Consider the following 16,106-nt stretch of genomic DNA (forward strand, 5'->3'; position numbering starts at 1 on the left):
TATTTTCTGCGTCCAGTCGGTCACGGACGTTTAGCACAGCTTTCTTTTCAGGAGTGAAAATATGCACCGTCGTACCTTGTTAAAAGCTTTTGCACTGTCGGCCTCTGCGGTCGCAATGGGAATGAGTTTTGGTGTTCAGGCTGCGGATACTATCAAAGTGGGGATCATGCACTCGTTGTCCGGCACGATGGCCATTTCTGAAACGCCCCTGAAAGATGTTGCCCTGATGACGATCGATGAGATCAACGCGAAAGGTGGCGTGCTGGGTAAAAAGCTGGAGCCAGTGGTGGTAGACCCGGCGTCTAACTGGCCGCTGTTCGCGGAAAAAGCCCGTCAGCTGTTAAGCCAGGATAAGGTGGCTGTGGTGTTTGGCTGCTGGACATCGGTATCACGTAAATCCGTATTGCCGGTCTTTGAAGAGCTGAACGGTCTGCTGTTCTATCCGGTGCAATACGAAGGCGAAGAGATGTCGCCAAACGTCTTCTATACCGGGGCAGCGCCAAACCAACAGGCCATCCCGGCGGTGGAGTATCTGATGAGTGAAGACGGCGGCAGTGCCAAACGCTTCTTCCTGCTCGGCACCGATTATGTCTACCCGCGCACCACCAACAAAATCCTGCGCGCGTTCCTGCACTCCAAAGGGGTTCAGGATAAAGACATCGAAGAGGTGTACACCCCGTTCGGGCACAGTGATTACCAGACCATTGTCGCCAATATCAAGAAATTCTCTGCGGGCGGCAAAACGGCCGTGGTTTCCACCATTAACGGCGATTCCAACGTTCCGTTCTATAAAGAGCTGGCAAACCAGGGGCTGAAAGCGACCGATGTTCCGGTGGTAGCGTTCTCCGTCGGTGAAGAGGAGCTGCGCGGCATCGATACCAAACCGCTGGTGGGTAACCTTGCAGCGTGGAACTACTTTGAATCCGTCGATAACCCAACCAACCAGGCTTTTGTGGCGGATTACAAAGCCTATGCCAAAGCGCACAAGCTGCCTAACGCCGATACCGTAGTCACCAACGACCCGATGGAAGCGACCTACGTGGGGATCCATATGTGGGCGCAGGCGGTAGAAAAAGCCGGAACCACCGATGTGGATAAAGTCCGTGCGGCGATGGCGGGGCAATCCTTCAAAGCGCCATCTGGCTTTACGCTGACCATGGATGCTACCAACCACCATCTGCATAAGCCGGTCATGATTGGCGAAATTGAAGGTAACGGGCAGTTTAACGTGGTCTGGCAGACAGAACAGCCTGTACGTGCGCAGCCGTGGAGTCCGTTCATTGCCGGTAATGACAAAAAACCTGATCAGCCAATGAAAACGGCCAGCAACTAAGTCATTGTCAAAGGGAGAAAAGCCATGAATATCATGCGCGTTATTGTCGCTGTTGTATGGCTTACCGGACTGCTGCCAGGGATGGCGCAGGCATCGGATGCTGATGATTTTGTTGCCGCCAACCGTAGCCAGCAGGCTGCGATGCTGGAACAGTGGGCGGCCTCGCCGGAAGCGGCGCGGCTGCCGCTGTTGCAGGCGCTGCAAAAGGAAAATCTCTATCTCGACAGTCAAAAACATGCGTTTACCCGCAGCAACGGTACGATGGTGGCTCTGGGTGATGCAACGAACGCAGAGGGGCAGACAAAAGCCGTTCGCCTGACCAATCGCCTGCGGGTTCTGGCGACCACTGCGCTCGCCACGCATCAGCTTGTGAGTGACAGTGTCACGCAAAGGCGCGATGCCGCAAGACAACTTCAGCGCGACGCGCAGCCCGATATGCTCGATTTCCTGCAAAAGCGGGCGGGCAGTGAAACAGATGATGTCGCACGCCAGGCGCTGTTACTGGCGCTGGCGAATCTGCAACTGACCAGCCCACAGGCTGATGTGCGTCTGAAGGCCGTGGAGCTGCTGGGGCAGTCAGACGATCCTGATGTTCAGGCAAAACTGACGCCATATGCTCAGGCGCAAACTGAACCGGATGCCAGAGTGCGTGCCGCTGCCGAAGAGAGCCTTAATCACATTAAACACCGCCTGATGTGGGGCGATTTACTCGGCCAGGCTTTTATGGGGTTGTCGCTGGGGTCCGTATTACTGCTGGCCGCGCTGGGGCTGGCCATCACCTATGGATTACTGGGCGTCATCAACATGGCCCATGGCGAGATGTTGATGCTGGGAGCATATGCCACCTGGATGGTGCAACAGGTCATGGCGCAATTTACCCCGCAGTGGCTGGCACTCTATCCGGTAGTGGCGCTACCGGTGGCCTTTATGTTGACAGCCTGTGTTGGCATGGTGCTTGAACGTGCTGTTATCCGCCATCTGTATGGCCGCCCACTGGAAACCCTGCTGGCAACCTGGGGGATCAGCCTGATGATTATCCAGCTGGTGCGGATGACGTTTGGCGCGCAAAACCTCGAAGTGGCAAACCCGGCATGGCTTTCCGGCGGGGTGCAGGTTTTTGCCAACCTGACGCTGCCGTGGAACCGCATTGTGGTGCTCGGTTTTGTGCTGCTGGTGCTGTTCTTTACCTGGCTTACCCTGAATAAAACCCGTCTGGGGCTGAACGTGCGCGCGGTAACACAAAACCGCAGCATGGCGGCCTGTTGCGGCGTGCCCACCGGACGCATTGATATGCTGGCCTTTGGCCTGGGGTCGGGCATTGCCGGTCTGGGCGGAGTGTCGTTATCACAGCTGGGCAACGTGGGGCCGGAACTGGGTCAGGGTTACATTATTGACTCGTTCCTGGTGGTGGTGCTTGGTGGTGTCGGTCAGTTGGCAGGTAGTGTGGCTGCCGCCTTTGGCCTTGGGATCTTCAATAAAATCCTCGAACCGCAGATGGGCGCTGTTCTGGGCAAAATCCTGATCCTGGTGGCGATCATTCTGTTCATTCAGAAACGTCCGCAGGGGCTGTTTGCACTTAAAGGGAGGGTTATTGACTGATGAGCCAGCCACTTACCTTAACGCTGGCGCGTAAAGCGCCGCGTACCACGCAAATTCTCGGCAGCCTGCTGGTGACACTGCTGCTGGTGTTGCCTTTCCTGGCACTGTTGCCCGCCACGCACCCTCTGGCGTTATCCACCTGGATGCTCACCCTGGTGGGCAAAATTCTTTGTTACGCCATTGTAGCCGTCGCTCTGGATCTGGTGTGGGGCTATGCGGGGATGTTGTCGTTAGGACATGGCATTTTCTTCGCATTGGGCGGCTATGCGATGGGGATGTACCTGATGCGTCAGGCCGCGGGTGATGGGCTGCCCGCGTTTATGTCGTTCCTTTCCTGGAGCGAGCTGCCCTGGTTCTGGTGGGGCACCCAGCATTTTGCCTGGGCATTAGTGTTAATTGTGATGATCCCGGGTCTGCTTGCCCTGGTGTTCGGCTGGTTTGCGTTTCGCTCAAAAATTAAAGGGGTCTATTTCTCGATCATGACCCAGGCGCTAACCTACGCAGGCATGTTGCTGTTCTTTCGTAATGAAACCGGCTTTGGCGGCAATAACGGCTTTACGGGGTTCACAACGCTGCTCGGGTTTTCTGTCACCGCAACGTCCACGCGCATTGCGCTGTTCCTGGCTACCGTTGTGCTGCTGTTGCTGACGCTGGGCATCGGTTTTGCGCTGGCGAAAAGCAAATTTGGCCGCATTCTGACCGCCGTGCGTGATGCGGAAAACCGCCTGACGTTCTGTGGCTACGATCCGCGTGGTTTTAAACTGCTGGTGTGGACGTTGTCTGCCGTGCTGTGCGGCCTGGCGGGCGCGTTGTATGTCCCGCAGGTGGGTATTATCAATCCGGGCGAAATGTCGCCCACCAACTCGATTGAAGCCGCTATCTGGGTGGCACTGGGTGGACGTGGCACGCTGATTGGCCCGGTGATTGGCGCTGCGCTGGTCAACGGCGCGAAAAGTGTGTTCACCGTGGCAATGCCGGAGTACTGGCAGCTGTTTCTGGGGCTGATTTTTATCGCCGTCACCCTGTTTTTACCGCGCGGTGTCTACGGCCTGTTTCGTAAGGGAGAGAAATAATGCAGCCAGCCGAAGGACTCTTTACCCGCCAGTTGCCCGGCGATCGCTACCGCGATCAGACCGACCCGGTACTGCAACTTGAGGCCATTAACGTCAATTTCGACGGGTTTCAGGCGCTAACGGACCTGTCATTAAACATCGGCGTAGGCGAATTACGCTGTGTGATTGGCCCCAATGGTGCCGGTAAAACCACCCTGATGGATGTGATAACCGGTAAGACACGGCCGCAAAGCGGGCGGGCGGTGTACGACCAGTCGATTGATCTGACTGCGCTGGATCCTGCGGCTATCGCCCGTCAGGGTATTGGCAGAAAATTCCAGAAACCCACGGTGTTTGAAGCGCTGACGGTGTGGGAAAACCTGGAGCTGGCCATGAAGTGTGATAAATCCGTGTGGGCAAGCCTGCGGGCAAAGCTCAGCGGCGAACAGGCTGACCGCATCGACGAGATGCTGGTGCTGTTACGTCTGAGCAGTGAACGTGACAGGCGTGCGGGTCTGCTTTCCCACGGGCAAAAACAGTTTCTGGAAATCGGTATGTTGCTGGTGCAGGACCCGCATTTATTGCTGCTCGACGAACCCGCAGCCGGGATGACGGATGCAGAAACTGAATACACGGCAGAGCTCTTCAGGACGCTGGCGGGTAAACATTCGCTGATGGTGGTTGAGCATGATATGGGCTTTGTTGAAACCATTGCCGATCACGTGACGGTACTGCATCAGGGACGGGTGCTGGCGGAAGGTTCGCTTCGCGAGGTGCAGGCCAACGAGCAGGTGATTGAAGTGTATCTGGGGCGCTAAGGAGCATTGATGTTACAGGTCAACGAACTGAATCAGTATTACGGCGGAAGCCATATTCTGCGCGGTGTCAGCTTTGAAGCGGTAACGGGCGAAGTCACCTGCCTTTTAGGGCGCAACGGCGTGGGGAAAACCACGCTGCTGAAATGCCTGATGGGGCTTATTCCGGCCAAAACGGGCGAGGTGCTCTGGCAGGGGAAAAAAATCACGCACAGCAAACCCCATCAGCGCGTGCAGTCAGGCGTGGCGTATGTGCCACAGGGCCGGGAGATCTTCCCGCGTTTAACCGTTGAAGAAAACCTGCTCCTGGGGTTATCGCGCTTCTCTGCGCGCGAGGCGAAAAACGTCCCGGACGAGATCTGGCAGCTCTTTCCGGTGCTCAAAGAGATGAAACACCGCCGGGGCGGCGATCTTTCCGGTGGGCAGCAGCAGCAGCTGGCTATTGGCCGTGCGCTGGCGAGCCGCCCGCAGCTGCTTATCCTGGATGAACCTACCGAAGGTATTCAGCCCTCGGTTATTAAAGAGATTGGGCAGGTGATCCGCCAGCTTGCCGACCGGGGCGATATGGCCATTCTGCTGGTTGAGCAGTTTTACGACTTTGCCGCTGAACTGGCCGACAGCTATTTACTGATGTCGCGCGGAACCATCATACAGCGTGGTCGTGGCGAAAATATGGAACAAGAAGGCGTTCGCGGTCTGGTTGCGATCTGAAATGTTATAATATAACATTCTCATTCTTATAAAACGGAGTGAGGGTATTGTTTTGTCTGCACATATTGGAAAATTTGCGATGACTCTGGGGGCGCTGCTGGTCAGTGGCCAGCTTTTTGCTCATTCACATGGTCACCAGATGACGGAAGCCGAACAGAAGGCGGCGAACGGCGTTTTTGCTGACAAAGATGTGAAGGACCGAAAATTGTCCGACTGGGACGGCGTCTGGCAATCTGTCTATCCGTTCCTGCTGGACGGTTCGCTGGATCCGGTCTTTAAACAGAAAGCCGCAAAGGATAAAAGCAAAACGTTCGACCAGGTCAAAGCGTATTACCGCACGGGCTACGCCACGGATGTCGACAGCATTGGCATTGAAAATAACGTCATGGAATTCCACACAGGCAGAGAGGTCAGTAGCTGTCACTACGATTACAGCGGCTACAAGATCCTGACTTACGCATCAGGCAAGAAAGGCGTTCGCTATCTGTTTGAGTGTAAGGATGCCAGCAGCGGCGCGCCGAAGTTTGTGCAGTTCAGCGACCACATCATCGGGCCAAAAGCGTCCTCGCATTTCCATATCTTTATGGGCAACACCTCCCACGAGGCGCTGCTGAAAGAGATGGATAACTGGCCAACCTATTATCCTAATGAGATGTACAAAGATCAGGTAGTAGACGAGATGTTGCACCACTAGAATTTGCTGTTGCCGGGTGGCGGCTACGCCTTACCCGGCCTACAGGCTAACACGCTAGCGCCACTTTTCACGCTCATCCCGCGCAGGATCATCAGCCAGGCCACCACAATCGCCGCCATCATAATGGCAAACAATGACCAGTGCGGCAGATGGCTCAGGATGATACCGGTGATCATCGGGTTTGCCGCCGCGCCGAGCCAGCCCAGAGCCTGAGCCGAGAAATAGCTCGCTTTCATCCCCGGCGGGGCAATGTTATCAATGAGCATGTATTCACCCGGCGCATAAATAATTTCACCCAGCGTAAAGACCCCTGCGGCGATCCCCCAGTAGATAAGGTTATCGCCAGAGAACATAAACCCACCCAAGCCGAGAACAAAAAAGAGCGTGCCAACTGCCATTAACGGGCGAATGTTTGCAGCAGTCAGCTTGCGCCCGATGGCATATTGCAGCGTCACCACCACGGCGGCGTTCACCGGTAACACCACCGCAACTACATTCTGCGCAAAATCGCTGTCGGCGTTAGCGGCCAGCACGTACTGGGAAATACAGGTGGCGAATGAACCACCCACGTAGGAGGCGAGCAGGCCGGAAAGCGTATACCACATCAGCGTCCGGTCTTTCAGCAGGATCGAGGGTTGCCACGGGGGGGTCACCTGCGATGTGTCAGACGCAATGCTTTTCTGGACGTAAAACTGAATAAAGACCAGCGGCAGCGCGGCACAAACCGCGGCCAGCCAGAACGGCAGTTGCAGGCTGTACATCACAAGCCAGGTGCCAATCGGCGGCCCGATCGTCCAGCCGATGTTGAGAAAACTGTAGTTCAGCGAGAACACGCGGGCCTTTTCGCTCGATGTCAGCACATCGGCAAACCAGGCTTTCAGTACCGTCGAAAATACAGAGTAGGCGCAGTTGATAAGCGAGAAGAACAGCACCACCAGGGTAACGTTATCCACCAGCGGGATCGCCACAAAGCCCACAATAAAGGCCGTAATGGAGATCAACATATAGCGTTTCTTATCGAATTTATCCGCCAGAATGCCAAATCCCATGCTGAACACCACGCCGATAGTCAGCGCCACGGTCAGTGCATAACCGATATTCTCTACGCTCATGTTATACATGCGCGTCAGATAGATGGTCATAAACGGCAGTGTTGCCCCGCGACCGATGGTTAATAACAATGATGATGCCAGCAGCGCTGTGGTTGAGCGCCTGAGAGATGGTTTCATATTCCTGTCCGACATTAGCTTATGATTTATTGTTGTGTCTTATCAGGATTATCACGCCATAAGGGGCTTGTATAGCACCTAATTTATCCGTAAGTGCTTCCACTGACTGCCAGAATTAATGATCTTTTCCTCTGTGCTTTTTTTCGTTACCTTGAATCTGTTTACAAAAATTTAATAATCAGGGGCAGGGTATGACGCGTAAAGACGGGCTACTGGCGTTGCTGGTAGTCGTAGTGTGGGGGCTCAATTTCGTTGTAATCAAAGTCGGTTTGCACAACATGCCGCCATTAATGCTGGCGGGGTTGCGCTTTCTGCTGGTGGCCTTCCCGGCAATCTTCTTTGTTGCCCGTCCTAAAATCCCGTTCACCTTGTTGCTGGGTTACGGCCTGACCATCAGCTTTGGTCAGTTCGCCTTTCTGTTCTGCGCCATCAAATTTGGGATGCCCGCCGGGCTGGCGTCACTGGTACTTCAGGCGCAGGCTTTCTTCACCATTATTCTGGGTGCCTTTGTCTTTGGCGAACGCTTGCAGGCCAAACAGCTGGCGGGGATTACCCTTGCCGTGTTTGGCGTTCTGGTGCTGGTTGAGGCCAGCCTGAACGGGCAACATGTGGCGTTGCTTGGTTTTATGCTGACCCTGGCGGCGGGGCTGAGTTGGGCCTGCGGTAATATTTTTAACAAACTGATTATGCAGCACGAAGCACGCCCACCGGTGATGTCGCTGGTGGTCTGGAGTGCGCTGATCCCTGTCGTTCCGTTTATGGTGGTATCAGCTATTCTTGATGGCCCGACCGTCATGCTCGATAGCCTGGTGAATATCGACCTGACCACGATTTTGTCGCTGGTCTACCTGGCCTTTGTGGCAACCATCATTGGCTACGGTATTTGGGGATCACTCCTGGGCCGCTATGAAACCTGGCGTGTGGCGCCGCTCTCTTTGCTGGTTCCGGTGGTTGGTATTGCCAGTGCCGCAGTATTGCTGGGGGAGAAACTCAGTGCGTTACAGCTGCTTGGCGCGGTGCTGATTATGGCCGGGCTGTATATCAACGTGTTTGGATTGCGCTTGCGTCGGGTGACGCGGGTGAGAAGTTAACGCTAAAAAAAGCCCCGCATCAGCGGGGCAAAACGAATCAGTGGTCGCGCTGGTTGTAATACGGCACGCCTAATTCGTCGGATTTGTCGCTACCAGCACCCATGTGGTTGAAATCAAAAGGTGACTGGTTATTGGCAGAGGGCAAGAACATCGCATTGCGATTATTCTGCTGAGCTGCTTGTGGGGTTTGCTCCGCGAAGGTCTGGCTGGAGACAAGCACCAGCAAGGCGAGGGCGGCGGAGACGGTGAATTTCATGATTTCCTCGGTTACGTCTTAAAGGCGATGGTTAGCTTTATTCATTCAGCTGCAATGTTTCAGCGGATACAGGTACCGGGATTCACCCGGCATACTGGTGATTCGATACTTATGAGGCGGCACGTCGAAGTAGTTCTTAAACGTACGCGTTAAGGTCTGTTGCGATTCAAACCCATACCGCTCCGCCAGATAAAGGATCGGTTCATTGCTTTCTTTGAGCTTCTGGGCAATTTCCGTCAGCTTGCGGCTGCGAATGTATTGTCCTAATGAATGACCGGTCTCTTTTTTAAACATCCGTTGCAGGTGCCATTTTGAGTAACCTGAACGCTCTGACACTTTTTCAAGGGAGAGCGGTGATTCCAGGTTATCTTCGATCCAGTCCAAAATGCTATGAATGGTGATAGCGTCAGTATTGCGTCTGGACATCGTCATACCTCTTTCTGTATTACGGCAGTATTTTCTTAAGCAAGTGCTCAAGCGTTGCCACTTCATCCGCCGTTAAGTTTTTTGTTAGTTCCTGGTGCGTTGTTTGTCCTACTAATTGATGACATTGCTCACACATCGCCGCGCCGTCGCTGGTCAGTTTCACCAGTACGCCGCGTTTGTCATTCGGGTTAGGGCTTCGTTCTATCCATCCTTTGCAGACGAGTCGATCCAGCATTCGAGTCAGGGCACCGAGATCTACAGAGAGCACCTTTTTCAGCTCTACCGGCGTGATACACACTTCGCAGCGAATGGAACACAGCACTTTGAACTGCGTTGCGGTGATATCCAGCGGAGACAGGTATTCATTAAGCAGGCGATCTTTTTTCTGATTAACCATATGAATAAGGCGACCCAGCGGAATAATTTCGTTAAAGAGATCACTGGTGCTTTTCACAATGGTTGCCCTGGCAAGTAGTTAGTCACGGCAGATATTATTGCTCAGGCAAGTATAAGTCAACTGAATGAATTAGCCGATGCCACGAATTGCTAAAACGATTCATGGACTCTTTTTGCGGCTTTCAAATCATAAACATAACGAGTAGTTATGATTCAGCAGCGAAAATAATCCTTACGTTGTGACCATGGCTGAAATGTGCAGTTTCACCCTATAATTGCGGTGTTGAATATGGATAAGGACAACGACGCACTATGTTGGATTTGATTAAAGCAATTAGTCTTGGGCTGGTGGTCTTGCTGCCGCTGGCTAACCCGTTGACGACGGTTGCGCTGTTTTTAGGGCTGGCAGGGAATATGAACAGTGCAGAGCGCAATCATCAGTCGATGATGGCCTCTGTATATGTTTTTGCGATCATGATGGTTGCGTATTACGCCGGACAGCTGGTGATGAACACCTTCGGGATCTCGATTCCGGGTCTGCGTATTGCGGGTGGGCTGATTGTTGCGTTTATCGGTTTTCGGATGCTGTTCCCGGCGCAAAAAGCGCATGAGTCGCCGGAAGCAAAAAGCAAATCCGAAGAGCTGGAAACTGAGCCTTCCGCCAACATTGCTTTCGTCCCTTTAGCGATGCCAAGCACCGCCGGGCCAGGGACGATAGCCATGATAATCAGTTCTGCCTCAACGGTGCGTGACGGCGCTACTTTCCCGGACTGGGTTATCACGGTGGCACCGCCAATCATCTTTGCGCTTATCGGGATTATTGTGTGGGGCTCTTTGCGCAGTTCTGGCGCGATTATGCGTTGGGTGGGCAAGGGCGGTATTGAAGCTATCTCTCGTCTGATGGGCTTCTTGCTGGTCTGTATGGGCGTGCAGTTTATTATTAACGGCGTGCTCGAAATTATTAAGACCTACCATTAAAAACGATGCCGGGTGGCGCTGTCGCTTACCCGGCATCAATCACTAACCGTGATGCGCCTGTTCTTCCATCGCCACTGGCCATTTACGGAAAATCAGAACCGACCAGATAAACGCCGCCAGCGCCGGGATTGCGCCAATATAGCCAATCGACGCCATCGAAAAGTGCAGGCTTATCTGATTGCCTACCAGCGCACCCGCGCCAATCCCAATGTTAAATATCCCGGAGAACAGCGCCATTGCCACGTCGGTAGCGTCGGGTGCAAGCGCCAGAACTTTGACCTGCATTCCCAGGCCAATAATCATGATTGCCACGCCCCAGAAAATGCTCAGCACGGCAAGATGCATTTCACTGTCTGCTGCAGGCATAAGCAGAAGCAGGCACGCCAGCAGCAGGCCAATGGCGCTGCTCACCAGCAGCGACGCGTGCTGATTACCCAGTTTCCCGAACAGTACGCTGCCGATGATGCCCGCGCCGCCCAGGATCAGCAGTAGCACGGTGGCAAAGTTCGCACTAAATCCGGCCACGGTCTGCACAAACGGCTCTATATAGCTGTAGGCCGTATAGTGCGCTGTAACCACCACCACGGTGAGCAGATAGATACTCATCAGCGCAGGACGTCGGAACAGCAGCGGCAGGCTTTTCAGTGAACCCGAGTGTTCGCTTGGCATTTTTGGCAGCAGTTTGATCAGGCACAGCAGCGTAACCAGGGCTCCCACGCCAATGGCGAAGAAGGTGGTACGCCAGCCAAAGTATTGCCCCACCACGCGACCAATCGGCAAGCCTAAAACCATCGCCAGCGCTGTGCCGGTTGCAATCAAGCTTAAGGCCTGGGCGCGTTTACCGGCAGGGGCGAGTCGAATGGCTAATGAGGCGGTGATTGACCAGAAGACCGCGTGGGCAAAGGCAATCCCGATGCGGCTTATCACCAGCACGGTAAAGTTCCAGGCCATAAACGACAGCACATGGCTGGCGATAAATAAGGCGAACAGCCCAATCAGCAGTTTGCGCCGCTCCATCTGGCTGGTCAGCAGCATAAACGGCAGCGACATCAGGCCCACCACCCAGGCGTAAATGGTCAGCATGATGCCAACCTGAGCAGTTTCCATCCGGAAACTCTCAGCGATGTCGGACAACAGCCCGACGGGGACAAATTCAGTGGTATTGAAGATAAACGCTGCAATGGCAAGCGTGACCACACGTAGCCACGCAACCTTGCGGGAAACCGTGTTTGTTGTCATAGGGATGTCTTGATCCGTTGCCTGGAGGATGTGACGGGGATCTTAAAGCGTGAAACGGCTAAAACTCAATCATTATGTGATTCAGATCTCAAAATTTACCTTGTGACAGCGGTAGCGAAGGCGGGTGTTTTCCTTGAATATAAAGAACAGCACAACAAAAACAGGGGGGAAGACAATGCAGGAGATTGATTTTTATCTGGTTGATGCGTTCAGCGATACCGCGTTTGGGGGTAATCCGGCAGCAGTCTGCCCGTTAAAGGAGTGGCTGCCGGATGAGACATTACTCAGGATGGCGCAGCAGCATAACCAGTCAGAAACCGCGTTTTTTGTGTGCAGCAAGGGCGGCATCGAACTTCGCTGGTTCACCACGGTAACGGAGGTCAATCTCTGCGGTCATGCAACGCTCGCCAGTGCTTATGTATTGTTTAACGAACTGGGTTACCCCGATTCACGCATTCATTTCGACACCGCCTCAGGCCGGTTGACCGTCAGCCGCGAGGGTGACTGGATGACGCTGGATTTCCCGGCCTGCCTAACCCAGGTACAAATCCCGCCGCCAGAGTTGCTTTCAGCGCTTGGGATAAGCCACTATGTTGAAGCCCGCAAAGGCCGGGCCTGGGTCATTGTGCTGGAAAATCAGCAGCAGGTGGAAGCGGTCACGCCGAATATCTCAGCGATGACGCCCGGTGAACATAAGGTGGCCGTTACCGCGCGCGGCAACGGTGATTACGATTTTGTCAGCCGCTTTTTCTCGCCGGGCGTTGCCGTCTGGGAAGATCCGGTCACTGGCTCATCGCACACCATGCTTATCCCATACTGGAGTGAGAAACTGGGGAAATCCACGCTGTTCGCACGCCAGGTATCAGCCCGCGGCGGTGATGTCCGCTGTGCACTGAACGGGCAACGCGTACTGATGAGCGGCAAGGCGTCGCTCTATCTGAAAGGCACGGTATTTTTGCGCTAAAAACATATAACAACAGGGGAAGAGACAATGCAGGAAATCGATTTTTATCTGGTAGATGCCTTTAGCGACACCTCCTTTGGCGGAAACGCAGCAGCCGTTTGCCCGCTTGAAACGTGGTTGCCGGACGAAACGCTGCTCAAAATGGCGCAACAACACAACCAGTCGGAAACCGCGTTCTTTGTGCACACGGATGATGGATTTGAGCTGCGCTGGTTCACCACGCTGGATGAGATCGACCTCTGTGGACACGCCACGCTGGCCGCCTCCCATGTCATTTTTGAATATCTCAACTATCCGTATACAGAAATTAAATTCTCCACTCGTTTTGTTGGCAACCTGACGGTAAAACGTCACGGTGACTGGCTGACACTGAACTTCCCGGCGTGGTCAACGGAGGTGGTAGATAATCCGCCAGCGTTACTCTTCAGCGCCCTGGGCATCAGCAGTGCCAAAGAGGTGCGTGTCGGGCGTGATTATATGGTGGTGCTGGAAAACCAGCAGCAGGTGGAAGCCGTGACGCCAGATATCTCGGCGATGATCCCGCTGGATAAAATGGTCTGCATCACCGCGCCGGGTGACCAGTACGATTTTGTCAGCCGCTTCTTCTGCCCGGGAGAAGGGGTGCCGGAAGACCCGGTGACCGGGTCAGCGCACAGCATGTTGATCCCGTACTGGAGCGAGAAGCTGGGCAAAACCCAGTTAAACGCCCGCCAGGTATCCCGGCGGGGCGGGGATTTGCGCTGCGAATTGCAGGGCGATCGTGTGTTGATTGGCGGACAAGCCACGCTGTATCTGAAAGGCCGTATTTATCTGCGTTAACTGAGTGATGCTCCGCCCGTCATCCCTGTTTTCTGGTCAGGGCAGGCGGGCGATATTGCTTTTAATCACCTCAACAGAGTGGCGGAATTTGGCCTGTTCTTCTTCTGCCAGCTGCAATTCAATAATCTGCTGTACGCCGCCCTGTGCCAGTACCGCAGGCACACCAATCGCCACTCCGTCTACGCCGTATTCACCATCCAGAACGCAGGAGATCGCCAGCGCACGGTGACTGCCGGTAAAAATATTGCGGCAAATCTCGGCAATGGTTCCGGCGATCCCGTATTCCGTGCAGCCCTTACGATTGTAAATCTCAAACCCAAGTTTGCGGACTTTTTCCGCCAGTTGCTCTTTGTCGAGCACTTTCCCGGTGTGGCGCTGATAAACCCCGGCAATGGGGGAGCCGTAAACCGATGAGTGAGACCAGACCGGGAACTGGGTATCCCCATGCTCACCCAGAATAAAGGCATCGATACTTTGCGCGCCGATATCCAGCTCCTGCGCCAGCGTGCGGCGAAGACGGGTGGTATCCAGCCACACGCCGGTGCCGATCACCTGGTTGCGCGGCAGGCCAGACAGCTGCCACACCTGCCAGGTAATGATGTCGCACGGATTGGTGGCTATCAGGAAAATGCCCTTAAAGCCGTTGTCCATCATCTGCGGGACAATGCTTTTGACTATACGCGCGGTATTGTTCAGCTCATCAAGACGGGATTGCCCGGGCTGTAACGCACCGCCCGAAACGGTGATCACCGCGATATCGACATCGGCGCACTCGCTGGCATCACGGGTTGAGATAGTCATCATCCCCGGCATATAGGCTGCCGCATCGCTAAGATCCTGTGCATGGCCCTGGGCACGCTCGCGGTTTAAGTCGACCAGGATCAGCTCTTCACAAATGTTCTGGTTGAGCAGGGCATAGGCGGCAGAGGCGCCAACGTTTCCTGCACCAATAATCATCACTTTACGGGCTTTGGTGTTCATTCGTTTTCCATTGTGATTTAACGGCTTCTGCGCACAAAATTACTGCCGGATGGAACGGCGTGCAACAGGTGAAGAGACGCATAAGTTAATCCTATGAAGCACCCTTAAGTGGCTGGGCTATTTTGAAATAAAGATGAAATAAAAAGATAAGGATCCGGCTATGTACTCTATTACCTCTGAATCGTCACACCATCCTGACATCATCAATCTGATTGCGGCGCTTGATCGTTATCAGAGCGAACTCTATCCGGCGGAAAGCAACCATCTGCTTGATTTATCAGAACTGACCGAAGAGAACCTGATCCTGATGGTCATTCGTGACCAGCAGTTGACCGCCGTGGGTTGTGGCGCGGTGGTGCTCAACGGTGACGGCACCGGCGAAATGAAACGGGTGTATATCGACCCCACCCATCGGGGGCAACATCTGGGGGAAACCCTGTTAGCTGCGCTGGAGGACGAGGCGTTAAGCCGCCACTGCCATACTGTGCGTCTGGAAACGGGGATCAAACAACATGCGGCGGTGCGGCTTTATGAGCGCTGCGGCTACGAAATGCGCCCGCCGTTTGCCCCTTATACTGCCGATCCCCTGAGCCTGTTTATGGAGAAGGCGCTGGTGGTTGACGTTCGTTTAGCAGCGCTATAAACGCCTCCAGCTGGCGGGTCATTGCGCCGCGTCGCCACACCAGCCAGGTGGTGAGCCAGCGCCAGTTTTCCGCCAGCGGCCACGCCTCAACCTGATGATGCCCCGGCATACTTTCCAGCATCGAGCGGGGCATCAGCGCAATACCCGCGCCAGCGATAACGCAGGCCAGCATCCCGTGATAGGACTCCATCTCATGAATGCGCCCGGGCATCGCCCGGTCAGCATGGAACCAGCTTTCCAGATGCCGCCTGTAAGAGCAGTTGGCACGAAATGCATACACGTCACTGCCGTTCACCTCTGTGGCCCGCGAAACCTCAGGATGGCCCGCCGCGGCAACCAGCATCATCTCTTCCCGGTAGACCGGCATTCCTTCCAGTTCAGGGTGCGATAACGGCCCGTCGACAAAGGCGGCGCTTAGCGTGCCCTCCAGAACACCATCAATCATGGTCCCGGATGGCCCGGTGGAGAGGGCAAACTGAATGCGCGGGTAGCGTTGGTTAAACTGGGCAAGACTTTCCGGGATGCGCACCGCGGCGGTGCTTTCCAGCGCGCCAAGCGCAAATAATCCCTGGGGTTCATCGCCCGCCACGACCATGCGCGCTTCGTCAACAAGCGCCAGGATCTGCTTGCTGTAGCGCAGGAAGTTGTGCCCGGCGGGGGAAAGCCGCAGGCGCTGGTTCTCACGAATAAACAGCTCAACGCCCAGATCCGCTTCAAGCTGGCGGATGCGGGTGGTGAGGTTAGATGGAACGCGATGCACCTTTTGCGCGGCCTGGGTAATGCTGCCGGTCTGCGCAACGGCGTTAAACATTTCAAGCTGAGTTAAGTCCATGCCATTCTCGATTCGTGAATAAGGTGGTTAGTATTATTCATTTTTAAG

At 54.6% G+C, this 16,106-nt stretch carries 18 protein-coding genes; 11 read left to right on the forward strand and 7 right to left on the reverse strand.

Annotated features, from left to right (window positions below; all coding sequences use genetic code 11):
• The first annotated feature begins 61 nt into the window (after positions 1 to 61).
• The 6 genes from urtA to zinT are packed head-to-tail and all read left to right on the forward strand — an operon-like array spanning position 62 to position 6,204.
• Positions 62 to 1,333, forward strand: a complete 1,272-nt coding sequence (gene urtA, locus ACS603_RS11195; RefSeq protein WP_182061076.1) for an urea ABC transporter substrate-binding protein — start codon at positions 62 to 64, stop codon at positions 1,331 to 1,333.
• Positions 1,334 to 1,357: 24 nt separating this feature from the next.
• Complete coding sequence (gene urtB / locus ACS603_RS11200; RefSeq protein WP_474944263.1) at positions 1,358 to 2,932, forward strand: urea ABC transporter permease subunit UrtB; 1,575 nt, start codon at positions 1,358 to 1,360, stop codon at positions 2,930 to 2,932.
• Entirely contained in the window at positions 2,932 to 4,005 is a 1,074-nt protein-coding gene (gene urtC / locus ACS603_RS11205) for an urea ABC transporter permease subunit UrtC (RefSeq protein ID WP_182061078.1), read from the forward strand. The genes urtB and urtC overlap by 1 nt, the downstream gene beginning before the upstream one ends.
• Entirely contained in the window at positions 4,005 to 4,802 is a 798-nt protein-coding gene (urtD, locus tag ACS603_RS11210; protein WP_182061079.1) for an urea ABC transporter ATP-binding protein UrtD, read from the forward strand. Before urtC ends, urtD begins: the two co-directional genes overlap by 1 nt.
• Positions 4,803 to 4,811: 9 nt before the next feature.
• Positions 4,812 to 5,510 (forward strand): urea ABC transporter ATP-binding subunit UrtE, encoded by a 699-nt coding sequence (gene urtE, locus ACS603_RS11215; RefSeq protein ID WP_315688626.1) that lies wholly within the window; start codon positions 4,812 to 4,814, stop codon positions 5,508 to 5,510.
• Between the two features lie 52 nt (positions 5,511 to 5,562).
• Complete coding sequence (gene zinT / locus ACS603_RS11220; protein WP_182061081.1) at positions 5,563 to 6,204, forward strand: metal-binding protein ZinT; 642 nt, start codon at positions 5,563 to 5,565, stop codon at positions 6,202 to 6,204.
• A 23-nt stretch (positions 6,205 to 6,227) separates the two neighbouring features.
• On the opposite strand, the gene ydeE is transcribed toward zinT, so the two are convergent.
• Positions 6,228 to 7,433: an efflux MFS transporter YdeE gene (gene ydeE, locus ACS603_RS11225; RefSeq protein WP_474944264.1), complete on the reverse strand. Its 1,206-nt coding sequence runs from the start codon at positions 7,431 to 7,433 to the stop codon at positions 6,228 to 6,230.
• A 191-nt stretch (positions 7,434 to 7,624) separates the two neighbouring features.
• On the opposite strand from ydeE, the gene eamA reads away from it, so the two are divergent.
• Positions 7,625 to 8,524 (forward strand): O-acetylserine/cysteine exporter, encoded by a 900-nt coding sequence (gene eamA, locus ACS603_RS11230; RefSeq protein ID WP_474944265.1) that lies wholly within the window; start codon positions 7,625 to 7,627, stop codon positions 8,522 to 8,524.
• A gap of 37 nt (positions 8,525 to 8,561) precedes the next feature.
• On the opposite strand, the gene marB is transcribed toward eamA, so the two are convergent.
• The 3 genes from marB to marR are packed head-to-tail and all read right to left on the reverse strand — an operon-like array spanning position 8,562 to position 9,660.
• Positions 8,562 to 8,780: a multiple antibiotic resistance protein MarB gene (gene marB / locus ACS603_RS11235; protein ID WP_315688629.1), complete on the reverse strand. Its 219-nt coding sequence runs from the start codon at positions 8,778 to 8,780 to the stop codon at positions 8,562 to 8,564.
• A 45-nt stretch (positions 8,781 to 8,825) separates the two neighbouring features.
• Positions 8,826 to 9,206, reverse strand: coding sequence for an MDR efflux pump AcrAB transcriptional activator MarA (gene marA, locus ACS603_RS11240; RefSeq protein WP_001303241.1), 381 nt, complete (start codon positions 9,204 to 9,206; stop codon positions 8,826 to 8,828).
• A 19-nt stretch (positions 9,207 to 9,225) separates the two neighbouring features.
• Complete coding sequence (gene marR / locus ACS603_RS11245) at positions 9,226 to 9,660, reverse strand: multiple antibiotic resistance transcriptional regulator MarR (RefSeq protein ID WP_014070273.1); 435 nt, start codon at positions 9,658 to 9,660, stop codon at positions 9,226 to 9,228.
• 254 nt (positions 9,661 to 9,914) lie between these two features.
• On the opposite strand from marR, the gene ACS603_RS11250 reads away from it, so the two are divergent.
• On the forward strand, positions 9,915 to 10,580 hold the full coding sequence (locus ACS603_RS11250) for a MarC family NAAT transporter (protein WP_182061085.1): 666 nt from the start codon (positions 9,915 to 9,917) through the stop codon (positions 10,578 to 10,580).
• A gap of 42 nt (positions 10,581 to 10,622) precedes the next feature.
• On the opposite strand, the gene ACS603_RS11255 is transcribed toward ACS603_RS11250, so the two are convergent.
• Entirely contained in the window at positions 10,623 to 11,819 is a 1,197-nt protein-coding gene (locus ACS603_RS11255) for a sugar transporter (protein WP_474944266.1), read from the reverse strand.
• Positions 11,820 to 11,994: 175 nt separating this feature from the next.
• Here ACS603_RS11255 and ACS603_RS11260 point away from each other — a divergent pair, with 175 nt between their 5' ends.
• Both ACS603_RS11260 and ACS603_RS11265 read left to right on the forward strand, forming a co-directional pair.
• Positions 11,995 to 12,783: a PhzF family phenazine biosynthesis protein gene (locus tag ACS603_RS11260; RefSeq protein ID WP_474944267.1), complete on the forward strand. Its 789-nt coding sequence runs from the start codon at positions 11,995 to 11,997 to the stop codon at positions 12,781 to 12,783.
• A 27-nt stretch (positions 12,784 to 12,810) separates the two neighbouring features.
• A complete protein-coding gene (locus ACS603_RS11265; RefSeq protein WP_474944268.1) occupies positions 12,811 to 13,602 on the forward strand; it encodes a PhzF family phenazine biosynthesis protein in 792 nt (263 codons plus the stop codon).
• A gap of 36 nt (positions 13,603 to 13,638) precedes the next feature.
• Here the strand turns inward: ACS603_RS11265 and ACS603_RS11270 are convergent, their stop codons facing one another.
• A complete protein-coding gene (locus ACS603_RS11270; protein WP_315688632.1) occupies positions 13,639 to 14,583 on the reverse strand; it encodes an L-lactate dehydrogenase in 945 nt (314 codons plus the stop codon).
• Positions 14,584 to 14,743: 160 nt separating this feature from the next.
• Here ACS603_RS11270 and ACS603_RS11275 point away from each other — a divergent pair, with 160 nt between their 5' ends.
• Positions 14,744 to 15,226: a GNAT family N-acetyltransferase gene (locus ACS603_RS11275; protein ID WP_182061090.1), complete on the forward strand. Its 483-nt coding sequence runs from the start codon at positions 14,744 to 14,746 to the stop codon at positions 15,224 to 15,226.
• On the opposite strand, the gene ptrR is transcribed toward ACS603_RS11275, so the two are convergent.
• Positions 15,180 to 16,058 carry a putrescine utilization regulator PtrR gene (gene ptrR / locus ACS603_RS11280; protein ID WP_182061091.1) on the reverse strand — a complete coding sequence of 293 codons (879 nt, stop codon included), beginning with the start codon at positions 16,056 to 16,058 and terminating at the stop codon, positions 15,180 to 15,182. The genes ACS603_RS11275 and ptrR overlap by 47 nt on opposite strands.
• Positions 16,059 to 16,106: the final 48 nt, after the last annotated feature.

The sequence above is a fragment of the Enterobacter sp. Li2LvB3 genome (assembly GCF_056156645.1).

Coding starts and splice junctions, on each gene's coding strand:
- urtC (WP_182061078.1), top strand. CDS start 2,932: ATGAGCCAGCCACTTACCTTAACGCTGGCGCGTAAAGCGCCGCGTACC.
- ACS603_RS11250 (WP_182061085.1), top strand. CDS start 9,915: ATGTTGGATTTGATTAAAGCAATTAGTCTTGGGCTGGTGGTCTTGCTG.
- ACS603_RS11275 (WP_182061090.1), top strand. CDS start 14,744: ATGTACTCTATTACCTCTGAATCGTCACACCATCCTGACATCATCAAT.
- marA (WP_001303241.1), bottom strand. CDS start 9,206: ATGTCCAGACGCAATACTGACGCTATCACCATTCATAGCATTTTGGAC.
- ACS603_RS11265 (WP_474944268.1), top strand. CDS start 12,811: ATGCAGGAAATCGATTTTTATCTGGTAGATGCCTTTAGCGACACCTCC.
- urtD (WP_182061079.1), top strand. CDS start 4,005: ATGCAGCCAGCCGAAGGACTCTTTACCCGCCAGTTGCCCGGCGATCGC.
- ptrR (WP_182061091.1), bottom strand. CDS start 16,058: ATGGACTTAACTCAGCTTGAAATGTTTAACGCCGTTGCGCAGACCGGC.
- ACS603_RS11270 (WP_315688632.1), bottom strand. CDS start 14,583: ATGAACACCAAAGCCCGTAAAGTGATGATTATTGGTGCAGGAAACGTT.
- ACS603_RS11260 (WP_474944267.1), top strand. CDS start 11,995: ATGCAGGAGATTGATTTTTATCTGGTTGATGCGTTCAGCGATACCGCG.
- urtA (WP_182061076.1), top strand. CDS start 62: ATGCACCGTCGTACCTTGTTAAAAGCTTTTGCACTGTCGGCCTCTGCG.
- ACS603_RS11255 (WP_474944266.1), bottom strand. CDS start 11,819: ATGACAACAAACACGGTTTCCCGCAAGGTTGCGTGGCTACGTGTGGTC.
- marB (WP_315688629.1), bottom strand. CDS start 8,780: ATGAAATTCACCGTCTCCGCCGCCCTCGCCTTGCTGGTGCTTGTCTCC.
- ydeE (WP_474944264.1), bottom strand. CDS start 7,433: ATGAAACCATCTCTCAGGCGCTCAACCACAGCGCTGCTGGCATCATCA.
- urtE (WP_315688626.1), top strand. CDS start 4,812: ATGTTACAGGTCAACGAACTGAATCAGTATTACGGCGGAAGCCATATT.
- eamA (WP_474944265.1), top strand. CDS start 7,625: ATGACGCGTAAAGACGGGCTACTGGCGTTGCTGGTAGTCGTAGTGTGG.
- urtB (WP_474944263.1), top strand. CDS start 1,358: ATGAATATCATGCGCGTTATTGTCGCTGTTGTATGGCTTACCGGACTG.